The organism is Microbacterium jepli (genome assembly GCF_047237905.1).
Taxonomy (GTDB): Bacteria; Actinomycetota; Actinomycetes; order Actinomycetales; family Microbacteriaceae; genus Microbacterium.
The window spans coordinates 2,409,565-2,435,677 of record NZ_JBDFLW010000005.1; the positions used below are offsets into that span (position 1 = coordinate 2,409,565).

A 26,113-nucleotide genomic window follows, 5' to 3' on the forward strand; every position below is an offset into this window, starting at 1 on the left:
CGAAAATATCGTTACATCCCCGCAACATGAATACGTATAGGGTTGACGCGTCAGCGGGTGTGCCGTGAGGATTCGCACCGGATGCTGCGACCCCTCCGCCCCGGAATGACGCGGCCGCCCGGCCCCGCCGGGTAGCGTGGAGGCATGCGCTTCGCCCATGTGTTCCTCGACGGAGCGGACGATCCGCGCCTCGTCACCATCATCGATGACGACGCGGTCGTCGTCGAGGACCTCTTCGACGGAGCCCCGCGTGTCCTCGAGGAGCTGATCGCCGGCGGCGACGAGCTGCTCGCGCGCGTGCGCGACGCGGCGGGCGACGCGGGCCCGCGGCATCCGGTCTCCGGTCTTCGCTTCGCCTCTGCCGTGCTGGCTCCCCCGGTGGTGCTCGCGATCGGTCTGAACTACGCCGCGCATTCCAGCGAGCTCGGGCTCAAGACCGACACCGCGCCCACCGTCTTCACCCTGTGGCCCAACTCGCTGACGGCGCACGAGGCCACCACCTCGTGGCCGCGCTCGCTGAGCGAGTCGGTGGACTACGAGGCGGAGCTGGGCGTCCTCATCGGCCGGCCGGCGCACGACGTCTCCGCCGCCGACGCCCTCTCCCACGTCTGGGGCTACACCGTCGTCAACGACATCACGGCCCGCGACATCCAGTTCTCCGAGGCGCAGTGGTCGCGTTGCAAGTCGTTCGACGGTTTCACGCCCACCGGACCCTTCGTCGTCACGGCCGACGAGATCCCCGACCCGCAGGACCTCCACATCTGGGCGATCGTCGACGGGCACACGGTGCAGGACGCCTCGACCGACCAGATGGTGCGCAGCGTCGCCACGCTCGTCGCGCACCTGTCGCAGTCGGCGACGCTGCTGCCGGGCACCCTCATCTCGACGGGCAGCCCCGGCGGCGCCGGCTACTCCCGCGACCCGCAGATCTTCCTCCGCGACCGCTCGACGGTGAGCGTCGGCGTCGACGGGATCGGGTCGCTCACCACGCACTGCCGCATCCTCGACTGACGCGCCGGGCGCGGAACGCGAGAAGGCCCCGCCGCGCATGCGCGACGGGGCCTTCAACGTCGAGATCAGCGCGAGATGCTCGAGCAGTCGATTTCCACGCCCTGGACGGTGACGGTCCCGGTGTAGCCGGCCGCCTCGCAGGCCTGGAGCGCGTCGTTCGCGATGCCGGTGGCGGCGCCGATCGCTCCGACGATGAGCACCGCGACGATGATGCCGACGACCGTCAGGATCGCGCCGATGATGATGGCCGCGACGGCGGGACCGTTCTTGCGGCCGGCCTTGCGGCTCTGCACGAGCGCGACGATGCCGAGGATGAGGCCGATCAGGTTGAAGAAGATCGCGACGACGACGGCCACGATGCCGAGCGTCTTGCCCGGATAGGTCGTCGAGGCGGCACCGTACTCGCCCGAGCCGACGGGCGGCGCGGCGTTGTACGGCGCGGGCTCGCCGGGTGCGGGCGGCGGCGAGTAGGCGGGGGGCTGAGAGTTGGCGGGTCCGTTGGGGTCAGTCATCGTGGCTCCTCGTGAGACGGGCACGCATGGGTGCGTGTCGGTCACAAGGTAGCGGTTCCTGGACGTTCGCCGACAGCTCCCCCGCCGCGGACGGCGCGTATGGTATGCGGTCAGTCCTTCTCGACCGCCACCAGGTCCTCGGCCGCCTGCACGATCGGGATCGCCGCGGTGATGGTCTCCAGCCCCGACAGACGGGCCGGGGACAGCTGCTTCTGCACCTCTTCGCGCGACATCAGCCCCGCCTCGACGACCAGGTCGGCGACATTGCGATTCGTGAGCAGCGCGGTCTTTGCGAGGGCCGCCGACGCGGCGTAGCCGATGAAGGGGGTGAGCGCGGTGACGACGCCGACGGAGGAACCCACCATCGCGCCCAGGCGCTCGCGATTGGCCGTGATGCCCTCGACGCAGTTGACGCGCAGCGTCCACATGGCCTGCCGCATCCAGGTGATCGACTGGAAGATCGAGTGCGCGATGACCGGCTCGAACGCGTTCAGCTGCAGCTGACCGCCCTCCACGGCCATGGTCACGGTCATGTCGGCGCCGACGACCGAGAAGGCGACCTGGTTGACGACCTCCGGGATCACCGGGTTGACCTTACCGGGCATGATGCTGGATCCCGCCTGCCGCGCCGGCAGGTTGATCTCGCCGAGGCCCGCCTGCGGACCGCTGGAGAGCAGGCGCAGGTCGTTGCAGATCTTCGAGAGCTTGACCGCGTTGCGCTTGAGGGAGGCGGAGAAGGACATGAAGGCGCCGGTGTCGCTCGTGGACTCGACGAGGTCGACCGCGGTCTCGAGGTCGAGCTCGGTGATGCGGCGCAGCTGGTGCAGCACGGCCGAGGAATAGCCCGAGTGGGCGGTGATGCCGGTGCCGATGGCCGTCGCGCCCATGTTGATCTCGTAGAGCAGGTACGCGTTCTCCTTGAGCCGGTTGTAGTCCTCCCCCAGCGTCGTGGCGAAGCCGTGGAACTCCTGGCCCAGCGTCATCGGCACCGCGTCCTGGAGCTGCGTGCGACCGACCTTGAGCACGTCGTGGAACTCGACCGCCTTGTCGAGGAACGCCTGGCGCAGGAGGCTCAGCTCGTCGAGCAGGCTCTGGAGCGTGAGCGCGAGGCCGATCTTGATGGCCGTCGGGTAGACGTCGTTCGTCGACTGGCTGCGGTTCGTGTGGTCGATCGGCGACAGGAAGGCGTAGTCGCCCTTCTGGCGACCGGCGAGCTCGAGCGCGATGTTGGTGATGACCTCGTTCGCGTTCATGTTGGTCGAGGTTCCCGCCCCGCCCTGGATGACGCCGACGACGAACTGCTCGTGGTACTGGCCGTCGATCACCAGCTGTGCCGCGCGGTCGATCAGGTCGGCCTTCTCGGCGTCCAGGTCGCCGATCTCGGCGTTGGCGCGGGCGGACGCCTGCTTGACCATCGCCAGGGCGACCACGAGGTCGGGGTAGACGGAGATCGGCCGCTTCGCGATGGGGAAGTTCTCCAGCGCCCGGGCGGTGTGGATGCCCCAGTAGGCGTCCTCCGGGATCTCGAGCGAGCCGAGCGAATCGGTCTCGGTGCGGGTGCGCGTCATTGCGTCCAGTGCCATGTGAGCAGTCCTTGTGGGTCACGGAGCGAGATGGGGGATGCTCCGAGCGTACTCGGCGACCTGCGAGCCCCACCTGTACGCCGCGTACAGGTGTCGTGGATCGCGTCTCCGTCGTGTCGAGAAGACCGTCGGATGCTGCGGCTCAGCGTCGCTTCCGCGAGAACTGCTCCAGCCGCTCCTCCGGGCTGAGCGCGGCCATGCGCTCGACCCACTCCTCCGAGAAGAAGTCGCCGGTGGGCGCGTCGAGGACCGGGACGACGGCGTGGGTGATGGTGTCGTCGTAGACGTGCACGAGGTGGAAGGACTGCCCGGCATCCATGCCGTTCACCTCCGCCGGCGGCCGCTGCAGGTTCATCGTGTAGCAGGTGGCCGCCGAGACGTTCACCGGGATGCCGGCGAAGGTGCCGCTGGTGGAGTAGTGCAGATGACCGGCCAGGATGCCGCGCACGTCCGTGCCGGCGAGCACCTCGGCCAGCAGCGGCTGGTCGCGCAGCTCCAGGATGTCGAAGAGCGGGATGTGGCTGGGCAGCGGAGGGTGGTGGAGGGCGAGGAGCGTCCCCAGCGGCGCCGGCGTCGCCAGCTCCGCCGCGAGCCACTCCCGCTGTGCGGCATCCACCTCTCCGTGGTGCCAGCCGGGCACGCTGCTGTCGAGTGCGATGACACGAAGCCCGCCGAGGTCCCAGACCCCGGTGACCGGGTCCTCACTCGCCGCCCCGTCGAGCAGCTCGCGCCGCATGGCCGGTCGCTCGTCGTGGTTGCCGGCCACCCAGATGACGGGAGCTCCGAGCTCGGCGGCGACCGGTTCGACCAGCGCGCGGAGCGCCCGGTAGGCCTCCGGCTCGCCGACGTCCGTGAGATCGCCGGTGAACACGAGCGCGTCGGGCGCGATGCCGAGACGGGTGATCGCCTCCATCGTCCGGGTCAGGTGACCAGCCGTGTCGTAGACCCCGCCGAGCAGGCGGTCTCCGCCGAGCAGGTGGGTGTCGCTGAGGTGCACGATGGTGCGCCGAGCGGGCGGGTGCTGCCCGAGGGAGAAGGATGCCGCGACCATGCCGTCAGCCTACGGCGGGGCCCCGACGGCCAGGCCACCGACGACGCCGGCTCGTCGCTGCGCCGCCGCGCGTCGCTGCGCTAGCGCCGTGTCGCTGCGCCACCGCCTTGTCGGCCGGTTTCTTCGCCGCCGCCCGGTCGGCCGGTCAGCCGAGGACGATGAGCAGCAGCCCCGCGAGGACCGCGGCCGCGCACAGCGCAAAGCTCGCGTACGCGCTGAATCGTGCGACGCGCTTCTGGCCCTCCGACAGCGGGTTCTTGCGGGCCGCCTTCTCGGCGCGGTGTGCGGCGCGCTGCGCGTGCTTGGGCGAGATGACCGAGATCGCGTCGGTGAACTCGGCCGGCGCGACCACCGGCACGCGGCCGGCGCGCACGAGCAGCCGGAGTCCGAGCGCGTAGAACCCGACGACGAGCACGGCGCCGGCCAGCGCCGCGCCGAAGACCTGCAGGAAGGCGAGCCAGTTGATGTCGATGCTCATCGGCCGGTCCGCTCGTCGGAGTCGGCGCCCGCCCTGCTCTTCTCGGCGGCGCGCTTCTGCGTGCGGCGGCGGCGCGTGGGCGGCGGGTGCCGGGTCACCTTCACGGCGCGACCGGACTCGGCCACCTCGCTCATCGCGTTGCCCGCGTCGACGCGGTTGCGGCGCGAGCGCCAGAACAGGAACAGGATGATCGCGACCGCCAGGACGGCGTCGACGACGATGCCCGCCTCGCCCCACCAGACCACGAACAGCGCGGCGATCGCGCCGACGGCCGCCGACGCGGGGAGGGTGAGGAGCCAGCCGACGGCGATGCGCCCGACCGTGCCCCAGCGCACCACGGAGCCGCGCCGGCCGAGGCCCGATCCGATCACGGAGCCGGAGGCCACCTGCGTGGTCGACAGCGCGAAGCCGAGGGCGCTGGAGGCGAGGATCGTCGCCGCGGTCGAGGTCTCCGCCGAGAAGCCCTGCGCGGGCTTGACGTCGGTGAGTCCCTTGCCGAGGGTGCGGATGATGCGCCAGCCGCCCATGTAGGTGCCGAGGGCGATCGTGAAGGCGCAGGCGAGGATGACCCACAGCTGCGGGTCGGCGTGCTCCGAGCTCTGCCATCCGACCGTGATCAGCGCCAGGGTGATCACGCCCATCGTCTTCTGGGCGTCGTTGGTGCCGTGGGCGAGGGCGACGAGCGAGGACGTGAAGATCTGCCCCCACCGGAAGCCGTCGCGTCCGTCGGGCTTCGAGTCGCTCCTGCGAGTGATGGCGTAGGCCATGCGCGTGACGAGGAAGGCGATGACGCCCGCCGTGAAGGGGGCGATGAGCGCCGGCAGGATCACCTTGCTCAGCACCGTGCCGAAGTTGATCGCGGCGAAGCCGACGCCGACGATCGTGGCGCCGATCAGGCCGCCGAACAGCGCGTGGGAGGAGCTCGACGGCAGCCCCAGCAGCCAGGTGAGCATGTTCCACGTCACGGCGCCGATCAAGCCCGCGAAGATCAGCGCGGGGAAGATCGACGCCGATATCTCGTCTTCCCGGATGATGCCGTGCGAGATGGTCCGCGACACCTCCGTCGACAGGAACGCGCCGACGAGGTTGAGCACGGCCGCCAGCAGCACGGCCACCTTGGGCTTGAGCGCCCCCGTGGCGATGGGGGTGGCCATCGCGTTGGCGGTGTCGTGGAACCCGTTCGTGAAGTCGAAGAACAGTGCCAGGGCGATGACCAGGACGATGATCAGTGCAGCGGTGTCCACCGTGGGCCTTCCAGGGGGAGGGAGTAGGAGGGGGGCCGAGCACATCGGCACGGTGAACGAAGAGTTCACCTGGACTTCGCGGCGCGTTCACCGGCCATCGAATCCTCGCACATCGCGGCGCGATTCACCGAGGCGGCCGCCGCCGGCGGCGCGACGGAGGACGACCCTCGCCGATCCCGCACGCGACACCGGGCGCATGACGCAATCCGATCCCCCTCCCGGGGCGAATATGCAGGACACGCACCCACAGCAGGCGTGCGCGCAGCACAGCAGAAGGGCGGACTCATGTCCCGCAGCAGATCGGCCCGGTTCGTCGCCTGGGCGGCCGTCTCCGGAGTGGTCTCCGCGGGCGGGTTCCTCGCCGTCGCCGAGGCGGTGGCGCTCCTCGTCGACCGCTCCGCGAGCCCGATCCTGGCCGTCGGCTCGTTCGTCATCGACATCGTCCCGCGGCCGCTGAAGGAATTCGCGATCACGACCTTCGGCGACTTCGACAAGCCCGCGCTGCTCATCGGCCTCGGCATCGCGGTCGTCGTGGCGGCCGCCGTCGCCGGCATCCTGCAGTACGTCCGGCCGCCGCTGGGCGTGATCGCCATGATCATCGCCGGCGTGCTGTCCACCGCGGCCATCGTCACCCGCACCGGTGCGACCTTCCTGTCCGCGATCCCGCCGGTCGTCGGCACGATCGCCGGTGCGGTCCTCATCCTCCTGCTCGTGCGCCGGTTGAAGGCGTGGCGCGACTCCGTGAGCGACGGACGACCGGATGCCGCGGCATCCGCTTCTCCCGTCATCGAGGCGGGCGCAGGCTCGCCCAAGACGGCCGCCCCCTCGCGTCGCGGATTCCTCGTGATGACGGGCATCTCGGCCGTCGCAGCCCTGGCCGTCGGCGCCGGCGCCCGGGTGGTGTCCGCTGCGACCTCCTCGGTGGAGAAGCTGCGCGAGGCGCTCAACATCCCCGCGCCGCGGACGACCGTGACGATCCCGGCGGGCGCCGAGCTCGACATCCCGGGGATCTCCCCGCTCATCACCCCGAACGCCGACTTCTACCGTGTGGACACCGCGCTGACGGTGCCTTCGATCGATCCGTCCACCTGGAAGCTCACCGTCGAGGGCATGGTCGACCGCACGGTCGAGCTGAGCTTCGACGACCTCGTCGGCATGGGTCTGGACGAGTACGCCATCACCCTCACCTGCGTCTCGAACGAGGTCGGCGGCGGTCTCGTCGGCAACGCGACCTGGTGGGGCGTGCCGGTGCGCGAGGTGCTGAAGATGGCGGGCGTGCAGTCCGGCGCCGACATGGTGCTCTCCGAGAGCGTCGACGGCTACACCGCGAGCACGCCGCTGAGCGCGCTCACCGATGACAACCGCGACGCCATCCTGGCCGTCGCCATGAACGGCGAGGCCCTCCCCCTGGAGCACGGCTTCCCCGTGCGCATGGTCGTCCCCGGCCTGTACGGGTACGTGTCGGCCACCAAGTGGCTGACCTCGCTGAAGGTCACGACCTTCGCGCAGGACGAGGCGTACTGGACCCCCCGCGGCTACAGCGCCGAGGCGCCGATCAAGCTCTCCTCGCGCATCGACACGCCGCGCGTCGACGCCCCGGTGGACGCGGGCGCCGTGAAGATCGCCGGCATGGCGTGGGCTCAGACCGTGGGCATCGGGAAGGTGGAGGTCTCGATCGACAACGGCGACTGGGTGCCCGCGACCCTCTCGACGCCGATCAACGACGACACCTGGGTGCAGTGGTATCTCGACTGGGACGCCACCCCCGGAACGCACTACCTCGCCGTGCGGGCCACCGACTCCGCCGGCAACCTCCAGATCCAGGAGCGCGCGCCGATCGCACCCAACGGCTCGTCCGGCTGGCAGAAGAACCTGGTGACGGTGCGCTGACCCGCGTGTTCCGAGGGCGCCCCAACCGGGGCGCCCTCGGCTAGCGTGTTGTGGTGACCGACACCACCGATGCCCCCGTCGCCCGCCGCGTCCCCACCATCCGCACGCACCACGGCGACACCGTCGAGGACTCCTACGAGTGGCTGCGCGACAAGGACGATGCCGGCGTCATCGCGCACCTCGAGGCGGAGAACGCCTACACGAAGGAGCGCACGGCGCACCTGGCGGGGCTCCGCGAGAGCATCTTCGCCGAGATCAAGGGCCGCACGCTCGAGACCGACCTGTCGGTCCCGTCGCGCCGGGGCGACTGGTGGTACTACGGCCGCACCGTCGAGGGCCAGCAGTACGGCATCCAGTGCCGCGCGCCGATCTCGGCGCCCGACGACTGGACCCCGCCGGAGCTGTCGCCCGAGGTGGCGGTGCCGGGCGAGCAGGTGCTGTTCGACGGCAATGCCGAGGCGAAGGGCCTGGAATTCTTCTCGCTGGGCGCGTTCGACGTGACCGACGACGGCCGCCTCATGCTGTGGGGCGTCGACGCCACGGGCGACGAGCGCTACACGGTGCGCGTGCGGAGCCTCGAGACCGGTGAGACGTTCGCCGACGAGCTGACGGGCATCGCGGCCGGTGCGCAGTTCTCGCCCGACGGCCGACACATCGTCTACTCCACGGTCGACGACAAGTGGCGCCCCGACACCGTCTGGGCGCACGCGGTGGGGACGGATGCCGCTGCCGACGTCACGCTGTTCCACGAGCCCGACGAGCGCTTCTGGCTCGGCGCCGGCTTCACCCGGAGCGACAAGTACCTCGTCATCGGGATGGGGTCGTCCATCACGTCCGAGGACTGGCTGGTGCCGGCATCCGATCTCACCGCCGCCCCGACCGTCGTCTGGCCGCGCCGCGAGGGTGTGGAGTACTCCGTCGACCACGCGGTCCTCGACGGCGAGGACGTCCTGCTCATCCTGCACAACGAGGACGCCCTCGACTTCGAGCTGGTGCGGGTCGCGGCATCCGATCCCACGGGCGAGCGCACCGTGCTGCTCCCCCACACCCCCGGCACCCGGCTGATCGACGTGGACTGCTTCCGCGACTTCGCCACCATCGAGTACCGCCGCGACGGCCTCGCTCGCGTCGGTCTCCTCGACTACGCGACCGGGGCCGTCGACGAGCTCGCCTTCGATGAGCCGCTCTTCGCCGCCGGCTTCGGCGGCAACCGGGAATGGGCGCCGCCCCTCCTGCGCCTCGGCTACGACTCCTTCGTCACGCCGTCGACCGTGTACGACTACGACCCGGCCGCGCGGGAGCTCATCCTGCGCAAGCGCCAGCCCGTGCTGGGCGACTACGACGCCGCCGACTACGCGCAGGCGCGCGTGTGGGCTCCGGCCGCCGACGGCACCCAGGTGCCCGTCTCGCTCGTGTGGAAGCGTTCGTTCGGCGAGGCCGGAGCGGAGCCGCGTCCGTTGCACCTGTACGGCTACGGCTCGTACGAGCACTCGATCGACCCGCGCTTCTCGATCGCGCGCCTGTCGGAGCTCGACCGCGGCGTCGTCTTCGCGGTCGCGCACGTCCGCGGCGGCGGCGAGATGGGCCGCCAGTGGTACGAGGACGGCAAGCTGCTGTACAAGCGCAACACCTTCACCGACTTCGTCGACAGCGCCCGCCACCTCGTCGACAGCGGCTACACCACCCCGGAACGCCTGGTGGCCGAAGGTGGGTCCGCCGGTGGCCTGCTGATGGGCGCCGTGGCCAACCTCGCGCCGGAGCTCTTCGCCGGGATCGTCGCCGACGTGCCCTTCGTCGACGCGCTGACGTCGATCCTCGACGAGGATCTGCCGCTGACCGTGATCGAGTGGGACGAGTGGGGCGACCCGCTGCACGACGCCGACGTCTACGCGTACATGAAGTCGTACACGCCCTACGAGAACGTGCGCTCGGGGGCGACCTACCCGCGGATCCTCGCGGTCACCTCGCTCAACGACACGCGCGTCCTCTACGTCGAGCCCGCGAAGTGGGTGGCCCGCCTCCGCGAAGTCGGCGCCGACGCGCTGCTCAAGTGCGAGATGGTCGCCGGCCACGGCGGCGTCACCGGTCGCTACAACGCCTGGCGCGAGCGCGCCTTCGAGCTGGCCTGGCTGCTCGACGTGCTCGGCCTCGCGGAGGCCTGACCCGCAGCATCCGCCTCTCCCTGTCCTGGGCCGGCCCGTCGTTCGGCTGTTCGTGTTCGTGTCCCACTTTCTGCACAACTCGACGGCGAGTTGTGCAGAAAGTGGGACACGCTCGGGCGGGGCGGTCCTCCCCAGGTGCGGTGAGCGGGGTGCGCTGCACCGGTTGGGGTTCGGCGGGGCTGGGGCGACGCCGGCGACGTCACGATGATGGATGCCTCGTCCCCGACCATTACCCGCCGGTCTGGCCCATTCGTTCTCGATCTCAGAGGCTGTCGCGCTCGGTCATTCCGCGCACGCACTGCGGCGACCTTAGCTGTGGCAGCCGTACCCCGGTGTGCGCACCTTCGAGTTCGCGGAGGAGGATGACCTGCGCGCGCGGTGCGCTCAGTACCTCCCTCGGTTGAGGGGCTGGCAGTTCTTCAGCCACGAGACGGCGCTGGCTCTGCACGGCGCACCTCTCCCTCCGTGGCCGTACCGGCCGGCCATCCACGTGTCCGCGCATCGGCCGGCTCGCGAACCGCGAGTCGCCGGCATCGTCGGACATCGGCTGCAGACGCGGGACACGCTCGCCGTCGTCGACGCCGACGGCCTCCGCATCGAGCATCCGGTCCGAGCCTGGCGACAGGCGGGCACCCGCTGGGGCATCGACGATCTCGTCGCGGCCGCGGATCACCTCGTTTCCGGCGACCACCCGCTCGCCTCGGTGGCGGAGCTGCGAGAAGAGGTCGCGACCATGAAGGACACGCCGGGCCAGGTCCTGCACCGGGCGCTGAGGGAGGTCCGGGTCGGGGTGAGGTCGCCGCGCGAGACCAAGCTGCGGCTCGTGCTCACGCGCGCCGGCCTTCCGGAACCCGAGATCAACTGGGTGCTGCGCGACGCCCACGGTCGCTTCGTGGCGGAGCTCGATCTCGCGTACCCGAGGTGGCGCGTCGCCCCGGAGTACGACGGCCGCGTGCACGCCGACGATCAGCGCCAGTTCGAGAAGGACGGCGACCGCTGGGACCGCATCCGCTCAGCCGACTGGGACCACGTGCGCATCCTCAACCACCACATCCGCGGGGACGGCCGTGCGGCGGTGGAGAAGGTGCGCTCGGCGCTCCGACGCGCCGGCTGGTCGGGCGGTCGGTGACCCCTGAGCCGGCGCGCCTGGTGGCCGGCTGACCGGGCGGTCGGTGACCCCCCGAGCCGGCGCATCTGACTTGGTGTCCCACTTTCTGCACAGCCAACCGGCGTGTTGTGCAAAAAGTGGGACACCACCGCGGAACGGGCGGGCAACCAGGGCGGGTCCGAACGACAGAGACGGCCCAGACGGACCGGCCCGGCACCGCTCCCCGGCACCGTTCCCCGGCACCGCTCCCCGCCACCGCTCAGCCGAAGAGCGCGGCGGCCTCCTCGTAGCGGTAGAGCGGCACGGTGTTGAGCTCGCCCAGGGCGTCGCCGAAGGGCACGCGCACGATGTCGGTGCCGCGCATCGCGACCATCTGCCCCCAGGCCTCCTCGCGGAGCGCGTCGGCGGCGTGGAGGCCCAGGCGGGTCGCGAGCACGCGGTCGAAGGCCGAGGGCGAACCGCCTCGCTGGATGTGGCCGAGCACGGTGGAGCGCGTCTCGATGCCGGTGATGCGCTCGATCTCGGGAGCGAGGATCTCGCTGATGCCGCCGAGGCGCGGGCGATTGAAGGCATCGAGGCCCTTGTCGCTGAACGCCTCCTCCATGCCCTTGAGCTTGAAGCCCTCCGACACGACGACGAGCGGCGCACGCCCGCGGTCGTGCGCGCGGGTGACCTGGTCGACGATCTCGTCGAGCGAGAGCGGCACCTCGGGGATGCAGATGACGTGGGCGCCGGCGGCGATGCCGGCGTGCAGCGCGATCCAGCCGACGTGACGCCCCATCACCTCGGCGACCATGCACCGCTGGTGCGAGTCGCCGGTCGTGCGGAGGCGGTCCATCGCGTCGGTCGCGATGTTCACGGCGGTGTCGAAGCCGAAGGAGTAGTCGGTCGCGCGCAGGTCGTTGTCGATCGTCTTGGGGACGCCGACGACATTGATGCCGTCCTTCGACAGGCGGTCGGCCGCCGCGAGCGTGCCCTCCCCGCCGATCGCGAGGATGCCGTCGATGCGGTGTCCGTACAGCGTTTTGGAGATGTTCTCGGCACCGCCGCGCGACCCCTCGTACGGGTTGGTGCGGCTCGTGCCGAGGATTGTTCCGCCGACCTTCGACAGGCCCTTCACCTCGTGGCGCGTGAGGGGGAAGAAGTCCGCGTCGACCACGCCGCGCCATCCGTCGCGGATGCCGACGAACTCGATGTCGTAGTTCGTCGTGCCCTTCAGCACCACGCCGCGGATCACCGCGTTGAGGCCGGGGCAGTCTCCACCGCTCGTCAGGATGCCGATCTTCATGCTGTGGTCCTCGCTTGTCGGGATGATCGAGTCGGCGACGCTGCCTCTCCGACACTAGCGCCGGATGCCGCGGGCCTGCCACACCGCGGAAACGCGGGCGGCGGCGCACTCCCGGAAGAGTGCGCCGCCGTCACCGACGACCGTCGACAGGCCTCAGACCGCGCCGAGCGCCTGACGGGTGAGGTGCATGAGCGCCGAGAGCTGCACGGAGTCGCTGGACTGCGGATCGGTGACGATGCCGTCCAGTGCGCGCAGCGCGAGCCCCTGCTTGGAGTCGATGAGCTCGGCGATCTTCGTGTCGATCGTGTGCGCGGCGATGATGCGCCAGGCGGTCACGGGCTCGTCCTGACCGATGCGGTGCACCCGGTCGATGGCCTGCGTCTGCTCGGCCGCCGTCCACGACAGCTCCGCCAGAACCACGTTGGAGGCGGCCTGCAGGTTGAGGCCGACGCCGGCGGCGGTCAGCGAGCAGACCGCGATGCCCACGCCCGGGTCCTCGTTGAAGGCGTCGATCCCGGCCTGGCGCGCGGTGGACGTCTGGTCTCCCCGGATCGAGATCGTGCGCAGCCCGGCGGCGGCGAAGTGCTTCTCCGCGGCATCCATCACGTCGATGTGCTTCGCGAAGAAGACGACCTTGCCCACGGAGCGCTGGAGTTGCACGGCGTAGTCCGCCGCCAGCAGCGCCTTGGCCTGACCGATGCGGCGGACCATCGTGAAGACGTTCTCCGACCCGGAGCCGGCCGACTTCGACTCGTCCAGCTCGTTCTGCGCGACGAGCCGCACGATGTCCTCGTCCACCTCGCCGATCGCGAGTCCGCGGTCGCCGCGGGCCTCGATGATGCGGCGGTAGTGCGCACCCAGACGCTGCCCGAGCTCGCGCTCGGCGTGACGGATGGAGCGGCCGTACTCGTCGTCGAGCTCGACGGGGAGGTCGGCGATGAGCTTGTCGGGGAGGTCGGCGGCGACGTCCTTCTTCTTGCGCCGCACGATGCCCATTGAGATGACCGCTTCCCGGGCCTCGGGATAGAACGCCTTGTCGGCCGGGGTCAGCCCCGTGGCGTCGAGGCGCTCCATGAGCTCCGGACCGGGCTTCTCACCATTGGTCCAGCCGAGGAAGCGCCAGATGGCGTCGAAGTCCTCGACGTCGTTGATCAGCGGCGTACCGGTCAGCGCCAGCATCAGCGGGTTGCGCACGCGCTCCCGGATGCGGCCGGCGAGCGCCAGCACGTTCTGCGACCGCTGCGAGCTGAGGTTCTTGATGAAGTGCGCCTCGTCAACGACCATGCCCTTCAGCCCGATCGAGCTGAGCCAGGCGAGGTGACGGTCGAGGATCTCGTAGTTGACGATGAAGACGTCGGCGAACGCGTCGATGTTCTCGCCGTCGCCCTGCACGACCGTGGCACGACGCTGCGGCGTCCAGCGCTCGACCTCGCGCACCCAGTTCATCTTGACGACGTTGGGCACGACGGCCAGCAGCGGGTAGGCGGACGCGACCGAGGCGGCGAGCACCGACTCCGCGGTCTTGCCGAGGCCGGGCTCGTCGGCGAGCAGGAACGAGCGGTGGCCCTCGCGGACCGCCTCGAGGAACCGCGACTGGTGCGGCATGATCTCGAGGCCCTTGGGCGACAGTCGATCGAACTCGGGGACGTCGGGCAGGGCCATGGATGCCGCGGTGCCGCCCGCTCCGGATTCGAACGCCTTGTACAGCGGGCCCATGAGCTCCCAGCCGTCGAGGCGGCGCCGGGGCTGCTCGCGCACGACGGGGGCGCTCAGGTCGGGCGGCAGGAACGGATTCGCCATCTGACGCGACTCGATCGCGACCGGCACCACCTGGCGCTGGGCGAGGGCGGGCGGCACGACCGGCGCGGAGGCGGGCGCGGCATCCGTGATGATCAGCTCGTCGGGGGCGAGCTCCGCGCCCGACTCGAGGAGCCAGTCGCGGCGCATGCGCCGGGCGACCGGCGAGGCCGCGTGGTCGACCTCGAGCAGCTGGATGAGCGACGTGTCGCGCGCGGCGGTCTTCGCGAGGATCGTCGCGACGCCGTCGAGGCGCTTGAGCAGCTCCGCGCGCGCGCCGTCGGTGATCTCGGTGTCGGCCTTGACCCGGGCGCGCTCTTCGCGCACCAGGAAGGCGATGACCTGGAACTTGACCCGGTTGGTGGGGCCGAGCTTGCCCCGTTGGGCCTTCGCCTCGACCTCGCGCACCTTCCGGGCGAGGATCGGGATGACGGGGGCCTCGTCGTCGCGACGAGACGATGACCTGCGGCGGTTCGCCGAGGTCTGCGCAGATCTGTGCGCCGGTGCCGTGGTCGGCATGCTCCTCCTGAGCGTGAGTGCGGAAGCGCCTTCCTGATCCGATCCGGAGGCCGGAGAGGCGGGCGCGCACCGCGTCGACTCCAGAAGGTGGCGGCGACGCGGGTCGGAGCTCAGTCGTGACGACCCGCAGGACCCCGCTTCAGCGAGATGCGGAGACGACGACGTGTTCCCCTGGCGCTATTCTACGCCATCGGCGGGAGTCAGCCCCAGAGCGTCGACACGATGTCGGGCGTGTACCCCTCGGGGTCGATGGAGATCCACGAGGTCGACACCCAGCCGTTGCCGCGGAGGAAGTGCGTCTCGCCGCGGGTCACCAGCACGTTGTCGAGGGTGAGGGACTGGGTGGATGCTGCGCACAGCGTTCCGCCGAGGGTCGACTCGCAGCCGATCCCGGCGTTGGCCAGGCCCGTCTGCACGGCGGCGGCCTGCGCCGCGTCGACGATCGTCACGTTGGTGGCGAGGCCGGATTCCGACGGCGTGCCCCAGGAGCAGCGGATGGTGGGAGCCGCATCCAGCACCTCCAGAGCCTCGCTGATCTGCGTCGACAGGAGCGTCACCCCCGGATCGTTCAGAGGCGGCGTGGTCTCGTTCAGCGTCGCGAGCATGCCCGCGGAGTAGATCTGCTCGCACGAGGACGGCAGCGAGATGTCCCCGGCCGCCGCGGTCGGGGACGGGGTGGCAGAGGGACTCGGCGCCGCGCTGGAGGTCGACGGCGAGGCGCTCGGCGAGGCGCCGGTGGTCGTCGTCGGCGCGGCCGACCCGGACGGGCCCGGCTCGGGGACGCACGCGGTGACGGTGAGGACAAGCGCGGCCGCCGCGAGCGCAGCGGCCCACGCGCGGGTGGCGTGACGCGGTGTCGTGGGCATGCCGGCTCCGTTCGCAGGGGTCCTCCGACAGTACCGACGGATGCCGCGGCCACCGCGGAGCCCGCCGGGCCGCGTCGCGAACCGGCGGGCTTCCGGGCGTCAGAGCGCGCGGCGCAGCCGCAGGCTGTTGAGCACGACGAACACGCTCGAGAACGCCATCGCCGCTCCGGCGATCATCGGGTTCAGCAGTCCGAGCGCGGCGAGCGGAAGGGCCGCCACGTTGTACGCGAAGGCCCAGAAGAGGTTGCCGCGGATGACGCGCATGGTGCGGCGGCTGAGCCGGATCGCGTCGACGGCCGCCGACAGCTCCGAGCGCACGAGCGTGATGTCGCTGGCATGCCTGGCGGCATCCGTCCCCCCGCCCATGGCGACGCCGAGGTCGCTGACGGCGAGCGCGGCGGCGTCGTTGACCCCGTCGCCGACCATGACGACGCGGCGTCCGGCCGCCTGCAGGCGCTCGATCTCGGAGACCTTGCCCTCGGGGAGGACGCCGGCGACCACTGTGCGGATGCCGACCTGATCGGCCACCGCGTGCGCGGCACCCGGGTTGTCGCCGGTGAGGAGCACGACCTCCAGCCCGAGCGCGTGCAGTGCCGCGACGGCCGCGGCGCTGTCGGCGCGCACGGTGTCGGCGACCTCCAGGACGGCGCGTGCCTGCCCGTCCCAGCCCACGACGACCGCCGTGGACCGCTGCTCGATGTCCGCGACGGCGGCGGTCAGCTCCGACGGCAGCGCTGCGCCCCGCTCCTCCGCGAAGCCGGGGCGTCCCGCGAAGACGACGCGACCCTCGACGGTGCCGGTGACGCCGTGACCGGCGTGGCTGACGAAGTCCGTGACGGACGGGATGAGCACTCCGCCGTCGGCCGCGCGGACGACGGCCGCGGCCAGCGGGTGCTCCGAGGCTGATTCGACGGCCGCCGCCAGGCGCAGGGCATCCGCCTCGTTCGTTCCGGGCGCCGTCACGACCGACCGCACGGACATGCGACCCTCGGTCACCGTGCCGGTCTTGTCGAGCACGACCGTGTCGACGCGGTCGGCGTTTTCGAGCGCCTCCGGCCCCGTGACCAGGATGCCGCGCTGCGCGCCGCGGCCGGTGCCGACCAGCACGGCGATCGGCGTGGCGAGGCCGAGCGCGCAGGGGCACGCGATGATGAGCACCGCGACGCCCGCGATGAAGCCGGACGCGAGGGGCTGTCCGGCGATCACCCAGGCGAGCACGGTGAGGACCGCGAGCACGATCACGATCGGCACGAACACCGCGGAGATGCGGTCGGCGAGCCGCTGCACACGGCTCTTGCCGGCCTGCGCGTCTTCGACGAGGCGCGCCATGTGCGCCAGACGGGTGTCCTCGCCGACCGAGGTGGCGCGCACCAGGATGCGGCCGCCGACGACGAGGGTGCCGCCGGTCACCCTGCCGCCCGGGGCGACATCGACAGGGACGGACTCGCCGGTGAGCATGCTCTGGTCGATCGACGCGGAGCCGTCCTCGACGATGCCGTCGGCGGCCACCGTGGCGCCCGGGCGCACCGCGAAGACCTCCCCGACGTGGAGCTGCCCGATCGGCACGCGCCGGCCGTCTGCGAGCTCGACGTCCTTGGCACCCAGGTCCATCAGGGAGCGCAGCGCAGCGCCGGCGCGCCGCTTCGAGCGCTGCTCGATGAGCCGGCCGAGGAGCAGGAAGGAGGTGACGGCGGCCGCGACCTCGAAGTACACGTGCGAACCGGCGTCCTCCGGCCGCCCGAAGAGCGTGAAGCCCTCGGTCATGCCCATGCCTCCGGCGCCGCCGAAGACGAGCGCCCACACGCTCCACAGGAGCGCGGCCATCGTGCCGAGGGTGATGAGCGTGTCCATCGTCGCGGCGCCGTGGCGGGCGTTGCGGAGAGTCGCGCGGTGGAACGGCCAGCCGCCCCACAGCACGATGGGCGCCGTGAGCACCAGCGAGACCCACTGCCAGCCGGTGAACTGGAGCGGCTCGATCATGCCGAGCGCGACGACCGGCACCGACAGGGCGGCGCTGACCGCGAACCGGGTGCGCAGGGTGGTCTTCCCCGGCTCGTCGTCCGCACCGTGATCGTGCGCGCCGCTGGCGTGGTCGGTCGCTCCGGCGGGGCGGTCAGCGGGATCGGGAGCATGGTCCGCGCCAGCAGTGTGATCCTGCGCGCCGCTGGCGTGGTCGGAGGCATCGGGGGCCTTGTCCGCGCCGGCCGCGTCGTCGAGCACGCGACTCTCGACCGCCGGCCCGACGGGCGCCGGCGACACCGCAGCGCTGCGGCGCACGGTCGCGTCGTAGCCCGCGCGACGGACGGCCGCGAGGAGGTCGTCCTCGCCGACGCCCGAGGGGAACGACACCTTGGCCGACTCCGTGGCGAGGTTCACGGAGGCGATGACGCCGTCGACGCCCTGCAGGCGCTTCTCAACGCGCGCCACACAGCTCGCGCAGGTCATGCCCTCGACGGCGAGGGTGGCCTCGCGGCGCTCCCCGTCGACCACGGGCGTGCTCATGACCGGCCGGCGAGCGTGTAGCCGGCCTCCGACACGGCGGCCTCGAGCTCGGTCGCCGAGGGCTCGGTCGCGGCGGTCACGCGCACGGTTCCGGCCGCGACATCGACGTCGACTCTGTCGACGCCCGGCAGTGACGAGACCTCCGTGGTCACGGCAGCGGCGCAGTGCACGCAGGTCATGCCCTCGACGAGGTACGTGTAGCTCTCCATGACTGACTCCTTTGATCGTCGCCGGAGTCAACAGGATACCCCCGGGGGGTATTCCCCGGGGGTTCTGCGTCAGATCAGGCTCTTGGTGTGCCACACCGTCTTGATCTCGGTGAACGCGGTGATGCGCTCGAGACTCGGGGCCGCGGCATCCGGTCCCTCCTCGGGCGGCAGCACACGGGTCAGCGTGTCTGCTGCCGTGATCTGCAGGTCGACCCAGTCGAGGGCGCTCGCGCCGACGAGGTCGAGCGCGTTGACGTCCGCGTGCGCGGCCAGCCACGGCGCGATCTCGGCGGGCGAGCCGGTGAGCACGTTGACGACTCCCCCGGGCACGTCGCTGGTGGCGAGCACCTCGGCGAGCGAGATCGCCGACAGCGGGTAGCGCTCGCTCGCGACCACGACGACGGTGTTGCCGGTGACGAGCGGAGGCGCGACGGCCGAGACCAGCCCCAGGAGCGACGAGTCCTGCGGCGCGATGACGGCCACCACGCCCGTGGGCTCGGGCACCGAGATGTTGAAGTACGGACCGGCCACGGGGTTCGCGTTGCCGGCGACCTGCGCGTGCTTGTCGGTCCAGCCGGCGTACCAGACCCAGCGATCGATGGCCTCGTCGACCTGCGCGGCAGCGGCCTCGGCCGAAACGCCCTCGACCTGCACGATCTCGTCGATGAACTGCGCACGCCGGCCCTCGAGGAGCTCGGCGATGCGGTACAGCACCTGTCCCCGGTTGTACGCGGTGGCGCTCGACCAGCCCTTCACCGCCGCGCGCGCGGCCACGACGGCGTCGCGGGCGTCCTTGCGCGAGGCCTGTGCGGCATTGGCCAGGAACGATCCGTCGGCCGCGCGGATCTCGTAGGTGCGCCCCGACTCGCTGCGCGGGAACGAGCCGCCGATGTAGAGCTTGTAGGTCTTGGGCACGGACAGGCGCGTCATCTCGCGGCCGCCTTTCTCGCGGAGCGCTTCTGTTTCGCCGGCGCCGCCTCCAGAGCGGTGGCGGATGCTGCGGGGGCGAGGTATGCGGCGAGGCCCTGGCGTCCGCCCTCACGACCGTAACCGGACTCCTTGTAGCCGCCGAAGGGCGATGCGGGGTCGAACTTGTTGAAGGTGTTCGCCCACACCACGCCCGCGCGGAGCTTGTCGGCCACGGCGAGGATGCGGCTGCCCTTGTCGGACCAGATACCCGCCGACAGTCCGTACGGGGTGTTGTTCGCCTTGGCGATGGCCTCGGCCGGGGTGCGGAAGGACAGCACCGACAGCACAGGCCCGAAGATCTCCTCGCGCGCGATGCGGTGGCTGGTCTCGACGCCGGTGAAGATCGTCGGCGCGAACCAGAAGCCGTTGTCGGGCAGCACGCAGTCGGGGCTCCAGCGCTCGGCGCCCTCCTCCTCGCCCGCCGCGGTGAGCGTGCGGATGCGTTCGAGCTGCTCGGCGGAGTTGATGGCGCCGATGTCGGTGTTCTTGTCGAGCGGGTCGCCGAGGCGCAGCGTCGACAGGCGCTCCTTGAGGCGGGCGACGACCTCGTCGTGGATCGACTCCTGCACCAGCAGGCGGCTTCCCGCGCAGCAGACGTGCCCCTGGTTGAAGAAGATGCCGTTGACGACGCCCTCGATGGCCTGGTCGATGGGGGCATCGTCGAAGACGATGTTCGCCGCCTTGCCGCCGAGCTCGAGCGTCAGCTTCTTGCCGGTGCCCGCGACCTGCTTGGCGATGGCACGGCCGACGCCGGTCGACCCGGTGAAGGCGACCTTGTCGATGTCGGCCGCGACGAGCGCAGCGCCGGTGGCGCCCGCGCCGGTGACGATGTTGACCACGCCCGGCGGCAGGTCGGCCTGCTGCAGGATCTCGGCGAAGATCAGCGCCGACAGCGGCGTGGTCTCGGCGGGCTTGAGCACGACGGTGTTGCCGGCGGCGAGCGCCGGGGCGATCTTCCACGCCAGCATCAGCAGCGGGAAGTTCCACGGGATGATCTGACCGGCGACGCCGAGCGCGCGCGGGTTCGCGCCGAGCCCGGCGTAGTCGAGCTTGTCGGCCCATCCGGCGTAGGAGAAGAACCACGCGGCCACGAGCGGCACGTCGACGTCGCGGCTCTCCTTGATCGGCTTACCGTTGTCGAGGCTCTCGGCGACGGCGAGCTCACGGGCGCGCTCCTGCACGAGGCGGGCGATGCGGTAGAGGTACTTCCCCCGGTCACGGCCGCTCATCGTCGACCACACCGTGTCGTAGGCGCGGCGCGCGGCGGCGACGGCGTCGGCGACGTCGGCCTCGTCGGCCTGGGCGATCATCGCGATGTGCGACTCGTCTGCCGGCGAGATCGTCGCGAACGGCTCGCCGCGGCCGGCGCGGAACGCGCCGTCGATGAAGAGCCCGTAGTCCTCACGGAGCCGCAGGACGGAGCGCGACTCGGGCGCGGGGGCGTATTCCAGGAAGCTCATCCCTGACCTTTCGATTGCGGTGCGCAGACCGGCATCAGTCGATCGTCACGTAGTCGGCGCCGGAGTAGTTCCCGGAGCGCATCTTCTGGCGCTGGAGCAGCACGTCGTTGAGCAGGCTCGAGGCGCCGTAGCGGAACAGGTGCGGCTGGAGCCACTCCTCGCCCACGGTCTCGGCGACCGTCACGAGGTACTTGATGGCGTCCTTCGAGGTGCGGATGCCGCCGGCGGGCTTGACCCCGACCTTCTCGCCCGTGGCGCGGTGCCAGTCGCGGACGACCTCGAGCATCAGCAGCGTGGTGGGCAGCGTCGCCGCCGGCTGCACCTTGCCCGTGGACGTCTTGATGAAATCGCCCCCCGCGAGGATCGCGAGCCAGGATGCGCGCTTGATGTTGTCGTAAGTGGTGAGCTCGCCGGTCTCGAGGATGACCTTGAGCGAGGCGGCGGTGCCGTCCGCGCGACGGCACGCCTCCTTGACGCGCGCGATCTGCTCGAACACGAGTCCGTAGCGTCCGGAGAGGAAGGCGCCGCGATCGATGACCATGTCGATCTCGTCGGCGCCGGCGGCCACAGCCTCCGCCGTGTCGCGCAGCTTGACCTCGAGCGAGGCGCGCCCGCTCGGGAACGCCGTGGCGACGGCCGCGACGCCGATGAGCCCGTCGTCGGGGTCGCCGTGGGCGGCACCGAGTGCGGCGACGGCGTCGGGCACCATGTCGCCGTAGACGCAGACGGCCGCCACCCGTGGGCATGTCGGGTCTGAAGCATCCGGTCGCAGCGCCTTGGCCACGAGCGAGCGCACCTTGCCCGGGGTGTCGGAGCCCTCGAGGGTCGTGAGGTCGATCAGCTGGATGATGCGCTCGAGCGCCCACAGCTTCGACGACGTCTTGATCGAACGCGTGCTCAGTGCCGCGGCGCGCTGCTCGAGGCCGACGGCGTCGACGCCGGGCAGCCCGTGGAGGTAGCGGCCGAGGGTGGCGTCGTCGGGCTGACCGCCCAAGAGGTCGAGGGCACGCTCGGGCAGCGTCTGCAGATCGGTGCGGCTCATGCGCGACTCCTGGGTGGTGGGGATGGGAACGATCGTAGGACGGTGCTCGATCGGGATCTACGGATGCCGCGGCTCATCTGAGCGCGGCGCGGACGTGGGTGACGTCGTCGCCCATCTGCGCGATGAGGCGGTCGATGCCGTCGAAGGCGACCATGCCGCGGATGCGCGCGGTGAACTGCACCTCGACGTGGTGGCCGTAGAGATCGAGGTCGGTCTCGTCGAGCACATAGGCCTCGACCTGGCGCACGGGCACGTCGTCGAAGGTCGGATTCGTGCCGATGCTGATGGCCGCGGGGTAGCGCACCTGTCTCCGGGTGCCGCCCTGGACGCCCTCGTCGATGAGCCAGCCGGCGTAGACGCCGTCGGCGGGCACGAAGCCCTCGAGGTCGGACGAGAGGTTCGCCGTCGGGTAGCCGAGCTCGCGGCCTCGCTTGAGGCCGTGCACGACCTCGCCCCACACGGCATGGGGGCGGCCGAGAAGCCGCCCGGCGCCCTCGACGTCGCCCTCAGCGAGCAGCTCGCGGATCCACGTCGAGGAGACCCGGCGGTCGCGATCGACAGAGCGGATGTCGTCGACGACCTCCACCCGGAACCCGAGGTCGCCGCCCATCTCCGCGAGCAGCTCCGGATCGCCGGCCCCGCCGCGGCCGAAGCGGAAGTCCTCGCCCACGAGGACGGTACGGACGGCGAGCGAGCCCACCAGCACGTGCTCCACGAACTCGCGGGCGGTGAGGTTCGCCAGCGCCTCGTCGAAGGTCAGCAGCAGCGTCGCGTCGACGCCGGTCTCGGCGAGGAAGGTGAGCTTCTGCGTCACGCCGATAAGACTCTCCGGGCACTTGTCCGGACGCAGGAGGCTCAGCGGGTTGCGGTCGAACGTGACGGCGACGAGGCGCGCACCGGTGGCCGCGGCATCCACCCTCGCCTTGTTGATCACGGCGCGATGACCGGCGTGGACCCCGTCGAATTTTCCGATGGCGACGATCGAGGGACCGAAGTCGGCGGGGACCTCGGACGGATCGCGGAAGACGATCATCGCCGGGATGCCGCGGCGACGGGACGACGGTCGGCGGACCGTCCGCGGCGGTGGGCGACGAGCCACCAGAGTCCGAAGAACGGCAGCACCAGCGGGATGAACAGGTACCCCAGCCCGAACCACGACCACACCGTGGGGTGGGCGAACAGCTCTGGCAGCACGAGGGAGAGGGTGCCGATCACCAGCACGCCGACGAGCTCGAAGACGATCGCGACCCACGCGATGCGGTACCAGGCGTCGGAGCGGGCGAAGACGAGCCCGAGCGTCGCGATGATGTAGACGACGGCGGAGGCGGCCGACAGCGTGTACGCCACCGGCGCCTCGTCGAACTTCTCGGCGATCTGGACGAACGAGCGCCCGGTGGCGGCGAGCGCCATGATCGCGTAGACGACGACGAGGACCCGGCTGATCCCGGTCATGCGGCGGGAGGTGGGAGCGGAGGACATGTCGTCCTCCAGCTTAGTTGCCGCGGGATGACCGACGTCCGGCGGGCTCACGCGGCCTGGATGGTCCAGATCGCGTACATGCGCCACACCATGACGGCCACGGCCAGAGCGGCGACGCCCATGATGACGGTGCTCCAGCGGCTGCGCTCGAGGAGCGCCCAGAAGACCGCGGCGGGCGGCAGAAGCACCGCGGAGACGAGGTAGACCCAGAACTCCAGCAGGCTGCCGGTCGGCGGGTTCCCGGCGAGCGGGGCCGCGATCGAGGTCACGACCTGCACGACGAGGTACAGCTCGACGAGCGCGAGCGAGCCGACCGACAGGTCGCTCGGCCGGCGGCCCGCCAGTCCCAGCACGACGCACAGGAGCCCGGCGAGGACGGCGAGCCCCACCCCCACGAGGGTCAGCCACAGGATCACGCGCTCTCCTCCCCCGGCAGGTTCATGACGCTCTTCACGTCCGGCCCGCGGCGCTCCACGATCCCCACGAGCACGCCCGCCGGATCGACCGCCGCGCTCGGGAAGCTGTCGACGCGCTCGGCGGCGCCCGCGATCCGCTTTCCGTGGCGGAGGTCGCGGGCCTCGTCACCCGACACCGGCAGGGCGCCGAGGACGGCGGTCGCGACCGCGGCCGGCGCGAGCAGACGGTCCGGCGCGATGGCGTCGACCGCGCTCGCCTCGTCGACCTCGAACGGTCCGATACGGGTGCGACGCAGGGCCGTGAGATGTCCGCCGACACCCAGCGCCTCGCCCAGATCGCGGGCGAGCGCCCGGATGTAGGTGCCGCTCGTGCAGTCGACCGCGACGTCGAGGTCCAGGCCCTCCGGCCTGGAGCGGCGGGCGCGCACCTCGAACCGGCTGACGGTGACCGCGCGGGCCTTGAGCTGCACGTCCTCTCCGGCGCGGGCGAGGTCGTAGGCGCGACGCCCGTCGACCTTGATCGCCGAGACGGTGCTGGGCACCTGCGAGATCTCGCCGGTGAGCGCGGCGATGCCGGCGTCGACGGCGTCATCGGTCAGCGCGGCGATCGCCGCGGCATCCGCTGTCGCGAGGGTCTCCCCCTCGCGGTCGTCGGTCGACGTCGACGAGCCGAGGCGGATGGTCGCCTCGTAGGTCTTGTCGAGGCCCACGATGTAGGTCAGCAGCCGCGTGGCGTGGCCGACGCCCAGCATGAGAAGGCCGGTGGCCATCGGATCGAGGGTGCCGGCGTGTCCGACCTTGCGGGTGTCGAGGGCCTTGCGGGTGCGCGAGACGGCGTCGTGGCTCGTGATGCCGCCCGGCTTGTCGACGAGCAGGATGCCGGTGGGTCCGGCCATCAGCAGTAGTCCCCGAAGATGCGGACCGGATGCGCGAGGTCGCTGTTCTCGACGATCGCGGTCGCGGCGGCGCTGGGCCGCGCCTCCCGGCGGTACAGCTCCTGCCCGCCGCGGTAGCGCGCGTTCGCGGGCGCATCGGGATCGGGGTCGGATCCGTCGCGCAGGGCGAGACGCGCGAAGGACACGGCGTAGGGCACCTCGAGCCACAGCGACCAGTTCCAGAGGCCGCGCAGCTCGGGTCGATTGAGGAAGATGCCGTCGACAATGAGCACGGCGTCGCGCGGGGCGGTCACCCACGCCGCCTCGACCGGCGCATCACGGGTGACGTCGAAGGCGGAGAGCTGGAATCCGGTGGAGCCGCCGGTCTGCGCGCCCTCGCGGAACGGGTCGAGAAGCACGCGGCGGAACGTCGCGTAGTCGTAGGAGTCGCGGTAGAACCCCTCCGCCGAGTCGCGCCCGCGCGCGTAGCGCTCGGACCGGGGCCGGTGGAAGCCGTCGATGCTCGCGCGGTAGACCGCGGAACCCGCCTCGGAGAAGGCCTCGGCCAGACCGTCGGCGAACGTGGTCTTGCCCGCGCCGTCCACCCCGTCGACGGCGAGCACGACGCGCCCGGCCGGATAGTTGTGCCGCACCTCGTCACGCAGATCGCGCCAGAGGGAGGTCACCGGGGTCGTGGGCAGTCGCACCCTCCCAGCCTACGGCGGGCCGGTGGCCGGGGTGCGGGCCGGGGCCCGCCGGTGCGGCTTAGGGTGAGAGCCGTGCCCGACCTCGCGACGCCCCTCATCGCCTGGTACGCGGAGCACAAGCGCGACCTGCCGTGGCGGCGCGAGGGCTTCGACGCGTGGGGCGTGCTGGTGAGCGAGTTCATGCTGCAGCAGACGCCGGTGACGCGCGTCATCCCGCACCTCGAGGCGTGGCTGGAGCGCTGGCCGCGACCGTCCGACCTCGCCGCCGACGCCCCGGCGGAGGCCGTGCGGCAGTGGGCGAACCTCGGCTACCCCCGCCGCGCCATCTGGCTGCACCGGGCCGCGGGCGAGATCGCCGAGCGCCACGGCGACGTGGTGCCGCGCGACATCGAGGCGCTCCTCGCCCTCACCGGCATCGGCGACTACACCGCGCGGGCGGTGGCCGTGTTCTCCTACGGCGACCGGCACCCGGTCGTCGACACGAACACGCGGCGCGTGCTCGCCCGCGCGGTCGACGGGCGCTCCCAGCCCGGACCGCCCGCGAAGCGCGACCTCGCCGCGATGGAGGCGGTGCTGCCCGCCGACGGCGCCGCCGCCGCGATCGTCAACGCGGCGGCCATGGAGCTGGGAGCCGTCGTCTGCACCGCCCGCGCCCCGCGCTGCGGTGCCTGCCCGCTCGCGGATCGCTGCGCCTGGCGGGCGGCGGGCTACCCCGACACCGGCGACGAGCGCCGGCGGCAGGCGCGCTACGAGGGCAGCGACCGGCAGGCACGCGGTGCGGTCCTCAAGGCGCTGCGGGATGCCGCGCCCGACCCGGTGCCGCTGACAGCGGTGCTGGCCGACTGGCCGGACGCCCATCAGCGCGACCGCGCGATCGACTCGCTGATCGCGGACGGGCTCGCCGAAGCATCCGATTCCTCCCTGCGCCTGCCGGCCTGAGCCACC

Annotated in this window: 23 protein-coding genes; 5 read left to right on the forward strand and 18 right to left on the reverse strand. The window is 71.4% G+C overall.

Going from position 1 to position 26,113, the window contains the following annotated elements:
• Window positions 1-144 precede the first annotated feature (144 nt).
• Entirely contained in the window at window positions 145-1,011 is an 867-nt protein-coding gene (locus tag ABC304_RS15690) for a fumarylacetoacetate hydrolase family protein (protein WP_412932103.1), read from the forward strand.
• Window positions 1,012-1,076: 65 nt separating this feature from the next.
• On the opposite strand, the gene ABC304_RS15695 is transcribed toward ABC304_RS15690, so the two are convergent.
• The 5 genes from ABC304_RS15695 to ABC304_RS15715 all read right to left on the reverse strand — a co-directional run bounded on the left by ABC304_RS15695 (window position 1,077) and on the right by ABC304_RS15715 (window position 5,879).
• The gene (locus ABC304_RS15695; protein ID WP_412932105.1) at window positions 1,077-1,523 is read right to left on the reverse strand and encodes a DUF4190 domain-containing protein; all 447 of its coding nucleotides are present in this window, start codon (window positions 1,521-1,523) and stop codon (window positions 1,077-1,079) included.
• A 110-nt stretch (window positions 1,524-1,633) separates the two neighbouring features.
• Window positions 1,634-3,106: an aspartate ammonia-lyase gene (locus ABC304_RS15700; protein WP_412932106.1), complete on the reverse strand. Its 1,473-nt coding sequence runs from the start codon at window positions 3,104-3,106 to the stop codon at window positions 1,634-1,636.
• Window positions 3,107-3,248: 142 nt separating this feature from the next.
• Window positions 3,249-4,157 carry a phosphodiesterase gene (locus tag ABC304_RS15705; RefSeq protein ID WP_412932108.1) on the reverse strand — a complete coding sequence of 303 codons (909 nt, stop codon included), beginning with the start codon at window positions 4,155-4,157 and terminating at the stop codon, window positions 3,249-3,251.
• A gap of 145 nt (window positions 4,158-4,302) precedes the next feature.
• Window positions 4,303-4,635, reverse strand: coding sequence for a peptidase (locus ABC304_RS15710; protein WP_412932109.1), 333 nt, complete (start codon window positions 4,633-4,635; stop codon window positions 4,303-4,305).
• Entirely contained in the window at window positions 4,632-5,879 is a 1,248-nt protein-coding gene (locus ABC304_RS15715) for an inorganic phosphate transporter (protein WP_412932112.1), read from the reverse strand. The genes ABC304_RS15710 and ABC304_RS15715 overlap by 4 nt, the downstream gene beginning before the upstream one ends.
• A gap of 285 nt (window positions 5,880-6,164) precedes the next feature.
• Here ABC304_RS15715 and ABC304_RS15720 point away from each other — a divergent pair, with 285 nt between their 5' ends.
• The 3 genes from ABC304_RS15720 to ABC304_RS15730 all read left to right on the forward strand — a co-directional run bounded on the left by ABC304_RS15720 (window position 6,165) and on the right by ABC304_RS15730 (window position 11,060).
• The gene (locus tag ABC304_RS15720) at window positions 6,165-7,769 is read left to right on the forward strand and encodes a molybdopterin-dependent oxidoreductase (RefSeq protein ID WP_412932113.1); all 1,605 of its coding nucleotides are present in this window, start codon (window positions 6,165-6,167) and stop codon (window positions 7,767-7,769) included.
• Between the two features lie 53 nt (window positions 7,770-7,822).
• Entirely contained in the window at window positions 7,823-9,931 is a 2,109-nt protein-coding gene (locus tag ABC304_RS15725) for a S9 family peptidase (RefSeq protein ID WP_412932115.1), read from the forward strand.
• A 334-nt stretch (window positions 9,932-10,265) separates the two neighbouring features.
• Window positions 10,266-11,060, forward strand: coding sequence for a hypothetical protein (locus ABC304_RS15730; RefSeq protein WP_412932116.1), 795 nt, complete (start codon window positions 10,266-10,268; stop codon window positions 11,058-11,060).
• Between the two features lie 238 nt (window positions 11,061-11,298).
• On the opposite strand, the gene ABC304_RS15735 is transcribed toward ABC304_RS15730, so the two are convergent.
• From ABC304_RS15735 to ABC304_RS15795, 13 genes are all read right to left on the reverse strand, one after another.
• Window positions 11,299-12,327, reverse strand: a complete 1,029-nt coding sequence (locus ABC304_RS15735; RefSeq protein ID WP_412932118.1) for a 6-phosphofructokinase — start codon at window positions 12,325-12,327, stop codon at window positions 11,299-11,301.
• A 153-nt stretch (window positions 12,328-12,480) separates the two neighbouring features.
• Window positions 12,481-14,643, reverse strand: a complete 2,163-nt coding sequence (locus ABC304_RS15740) for a DEAD/DEAH box helicase (protein ID WP_412932120.1) — start codon at window positions 14,641-14,643, stop codon at window positions 12,481-12,483.
• A gap of 200 nt (window positions 14,644-14,843) precedes the next feature.
• The gene (locus tag ABC304_RS15745; RefSeq protein WP_412932122.1) at window positions 14,844-15,509 is read right to left on the reverse strand and encodes a hypothetical protein; all 666 of its coding nucleotides are present in this window, start codon (window positions 15,507-15,509) and stop codon (window positions 14,844-14,846) included.
• A gap of 99 nt (window positions 15,510-15,608) precedes the next feature.
• Window positions 15,609-18,011: a heavy metal translocating P-type ATPase gene (locus ABC304_RS15750; protein ID WP_412932124.1), complete on the reverse strand. Its 2,403-nt coding sequence runs from the start codon at window positions 18,009-18,011 to the stop codon at window positions 15,609-15,611.
• The gene (locus ABC304_RS15755) at window positions 18,008-18,220 is read right to left on the reverse strand and encodes a heavy-metal-associated domain-containing protein (RefSeq protein ID WP_412932126.1); all 213 of its coding nucleotides are present in this window, start codon (window positions 18,218-18,220) and stop codon (window positions 18,008-18,010) included. Before ABC304_RS15755 ends, ABC304_RS15750 begins: the two co-directional genes overlap by 4 nt.
• Before the next feature lie 69 nt (window positions 18,221-18,289).
• Window positions 18,290-19,150 carry an aldehyde dehydrogenase family protein gene (locus ABC304_RS15760; RefSeq protein WP_412932127.1) on the reverse strand — a complete coding sequence of 287 codons (861 nt, stop codon included), beginning with the start codon at window positions 19,148-19,150 and terminating at the stop codon, window positions 18,290-18,292.
• Entirely contained in the window at window positions 19,147-20,649 is a 1,503-nt protein-coding gene (locus tag ABC304_RS15765; protein WP_412932129.1) for an aldehyde dehydrogenase family protein, read from the reverse strand. Before ABC304_RS15765 ends, ABC304_RS15760 begins: the two co-directional genes overlap by 4 nt.
• 34 nt (window positions 20,650-20,683) lie before the next feature.
• Entirely contained in the window at window positions 20,684-21,691 is a 1,008-nt protein-coding gene (deoC, locus tag ABC304_RS15770) for a deoxyribose-phosphate aldolase (RefSeq protein ID WP_412932131.1), read from the reverse strand.
• 73 nt (window positions 21,692-21,764) lie between these two features.
• Window positions 21,765-22,724, reverse strand: coding sequence for a bifunctional riboflavin kinase/FAD synthetase (locus tag ABC304_RS15775; RefSeq protein WP_412932133.1), 960 nt, complete (start codon window positions 22,722-22,724; stop codon window positions 21,765-21,767).
• Window positions 22,721-23,170 carry a hypothetical protein gene (locus tag ABC304_RS15780; RefSeq protein WP_412932135.1) on the reverse strand — a complete coding sequence of 150 codons (450 nt, stop codon included), beginning with the start codon at window positions 23,168-23,170 and terminating at the stop codon, window positions 22,721-22,723. The genes ABC304_RS15775 and ABC304_RS15780 overlap by 4 nt, the downstream gene beginning before the upstream one ends.
• Window positions 23,171-23,217: 47 nt before the next feature.
• Window positions 23,218-23,586, reverse strand: a complete 369-nt coding sequence (locus ABC304_RS15785; protein WP_412932137.1) for a hypothetical protein — start codon at window positions 23,584-23,586, stop codon at window positions 23,218-23,220.
• Window positions 23,583-24,482, reverse strand: a complete 900-nt coding sequence (gene truB / locus ABC304_RS15790) for a tRNA pseudouridine(55) synthase TruB (protein ID WP_412932140.1) — start codon at window positions 24,480-24,482, stop codon at window positions 23,583-23,585. The genes ABC304_RS15785 and truB overlap by 4 nt, the downstream gene beginning before the upstream one ends.
• Complete coding sequence (locus ABC304_RS15795) at window positions 24,482-25,168, reverse strand: nucleoside/nucleotide kinase family protein (RefSeq protein ID WP_412932142.1); 687 nt, start codon at window positions 25,166-25,168, stop codon at window positions 24,482-24,484. The genes truB and ABC304_RS15795 overlap by 1 nt, the downstream gene beginning before the upstream one ends.
• A gap of 72 nt (window positions 25,169-25,240) precedes the next feature.
• Between ABC304_RS15795 and ABC304_RS15800 the strand changes: the two genes are divergently transcribed.
• The gene (locus tag ABC304_RS15800) at window positions 25,241-26,107 is read left to right on the forward strand and encodes an HhH-GPD family protein (RefSeq protein ID WP_412932145.1); all 867 of its coding nucleotides are present in this window, start codon (window positions 25,241-25,243) and stop codon (window positions 26,105-26,107) included.
• The last annotated feature ends 6 nt before the right edge of the window (window positions 26,108-26,113 follow it).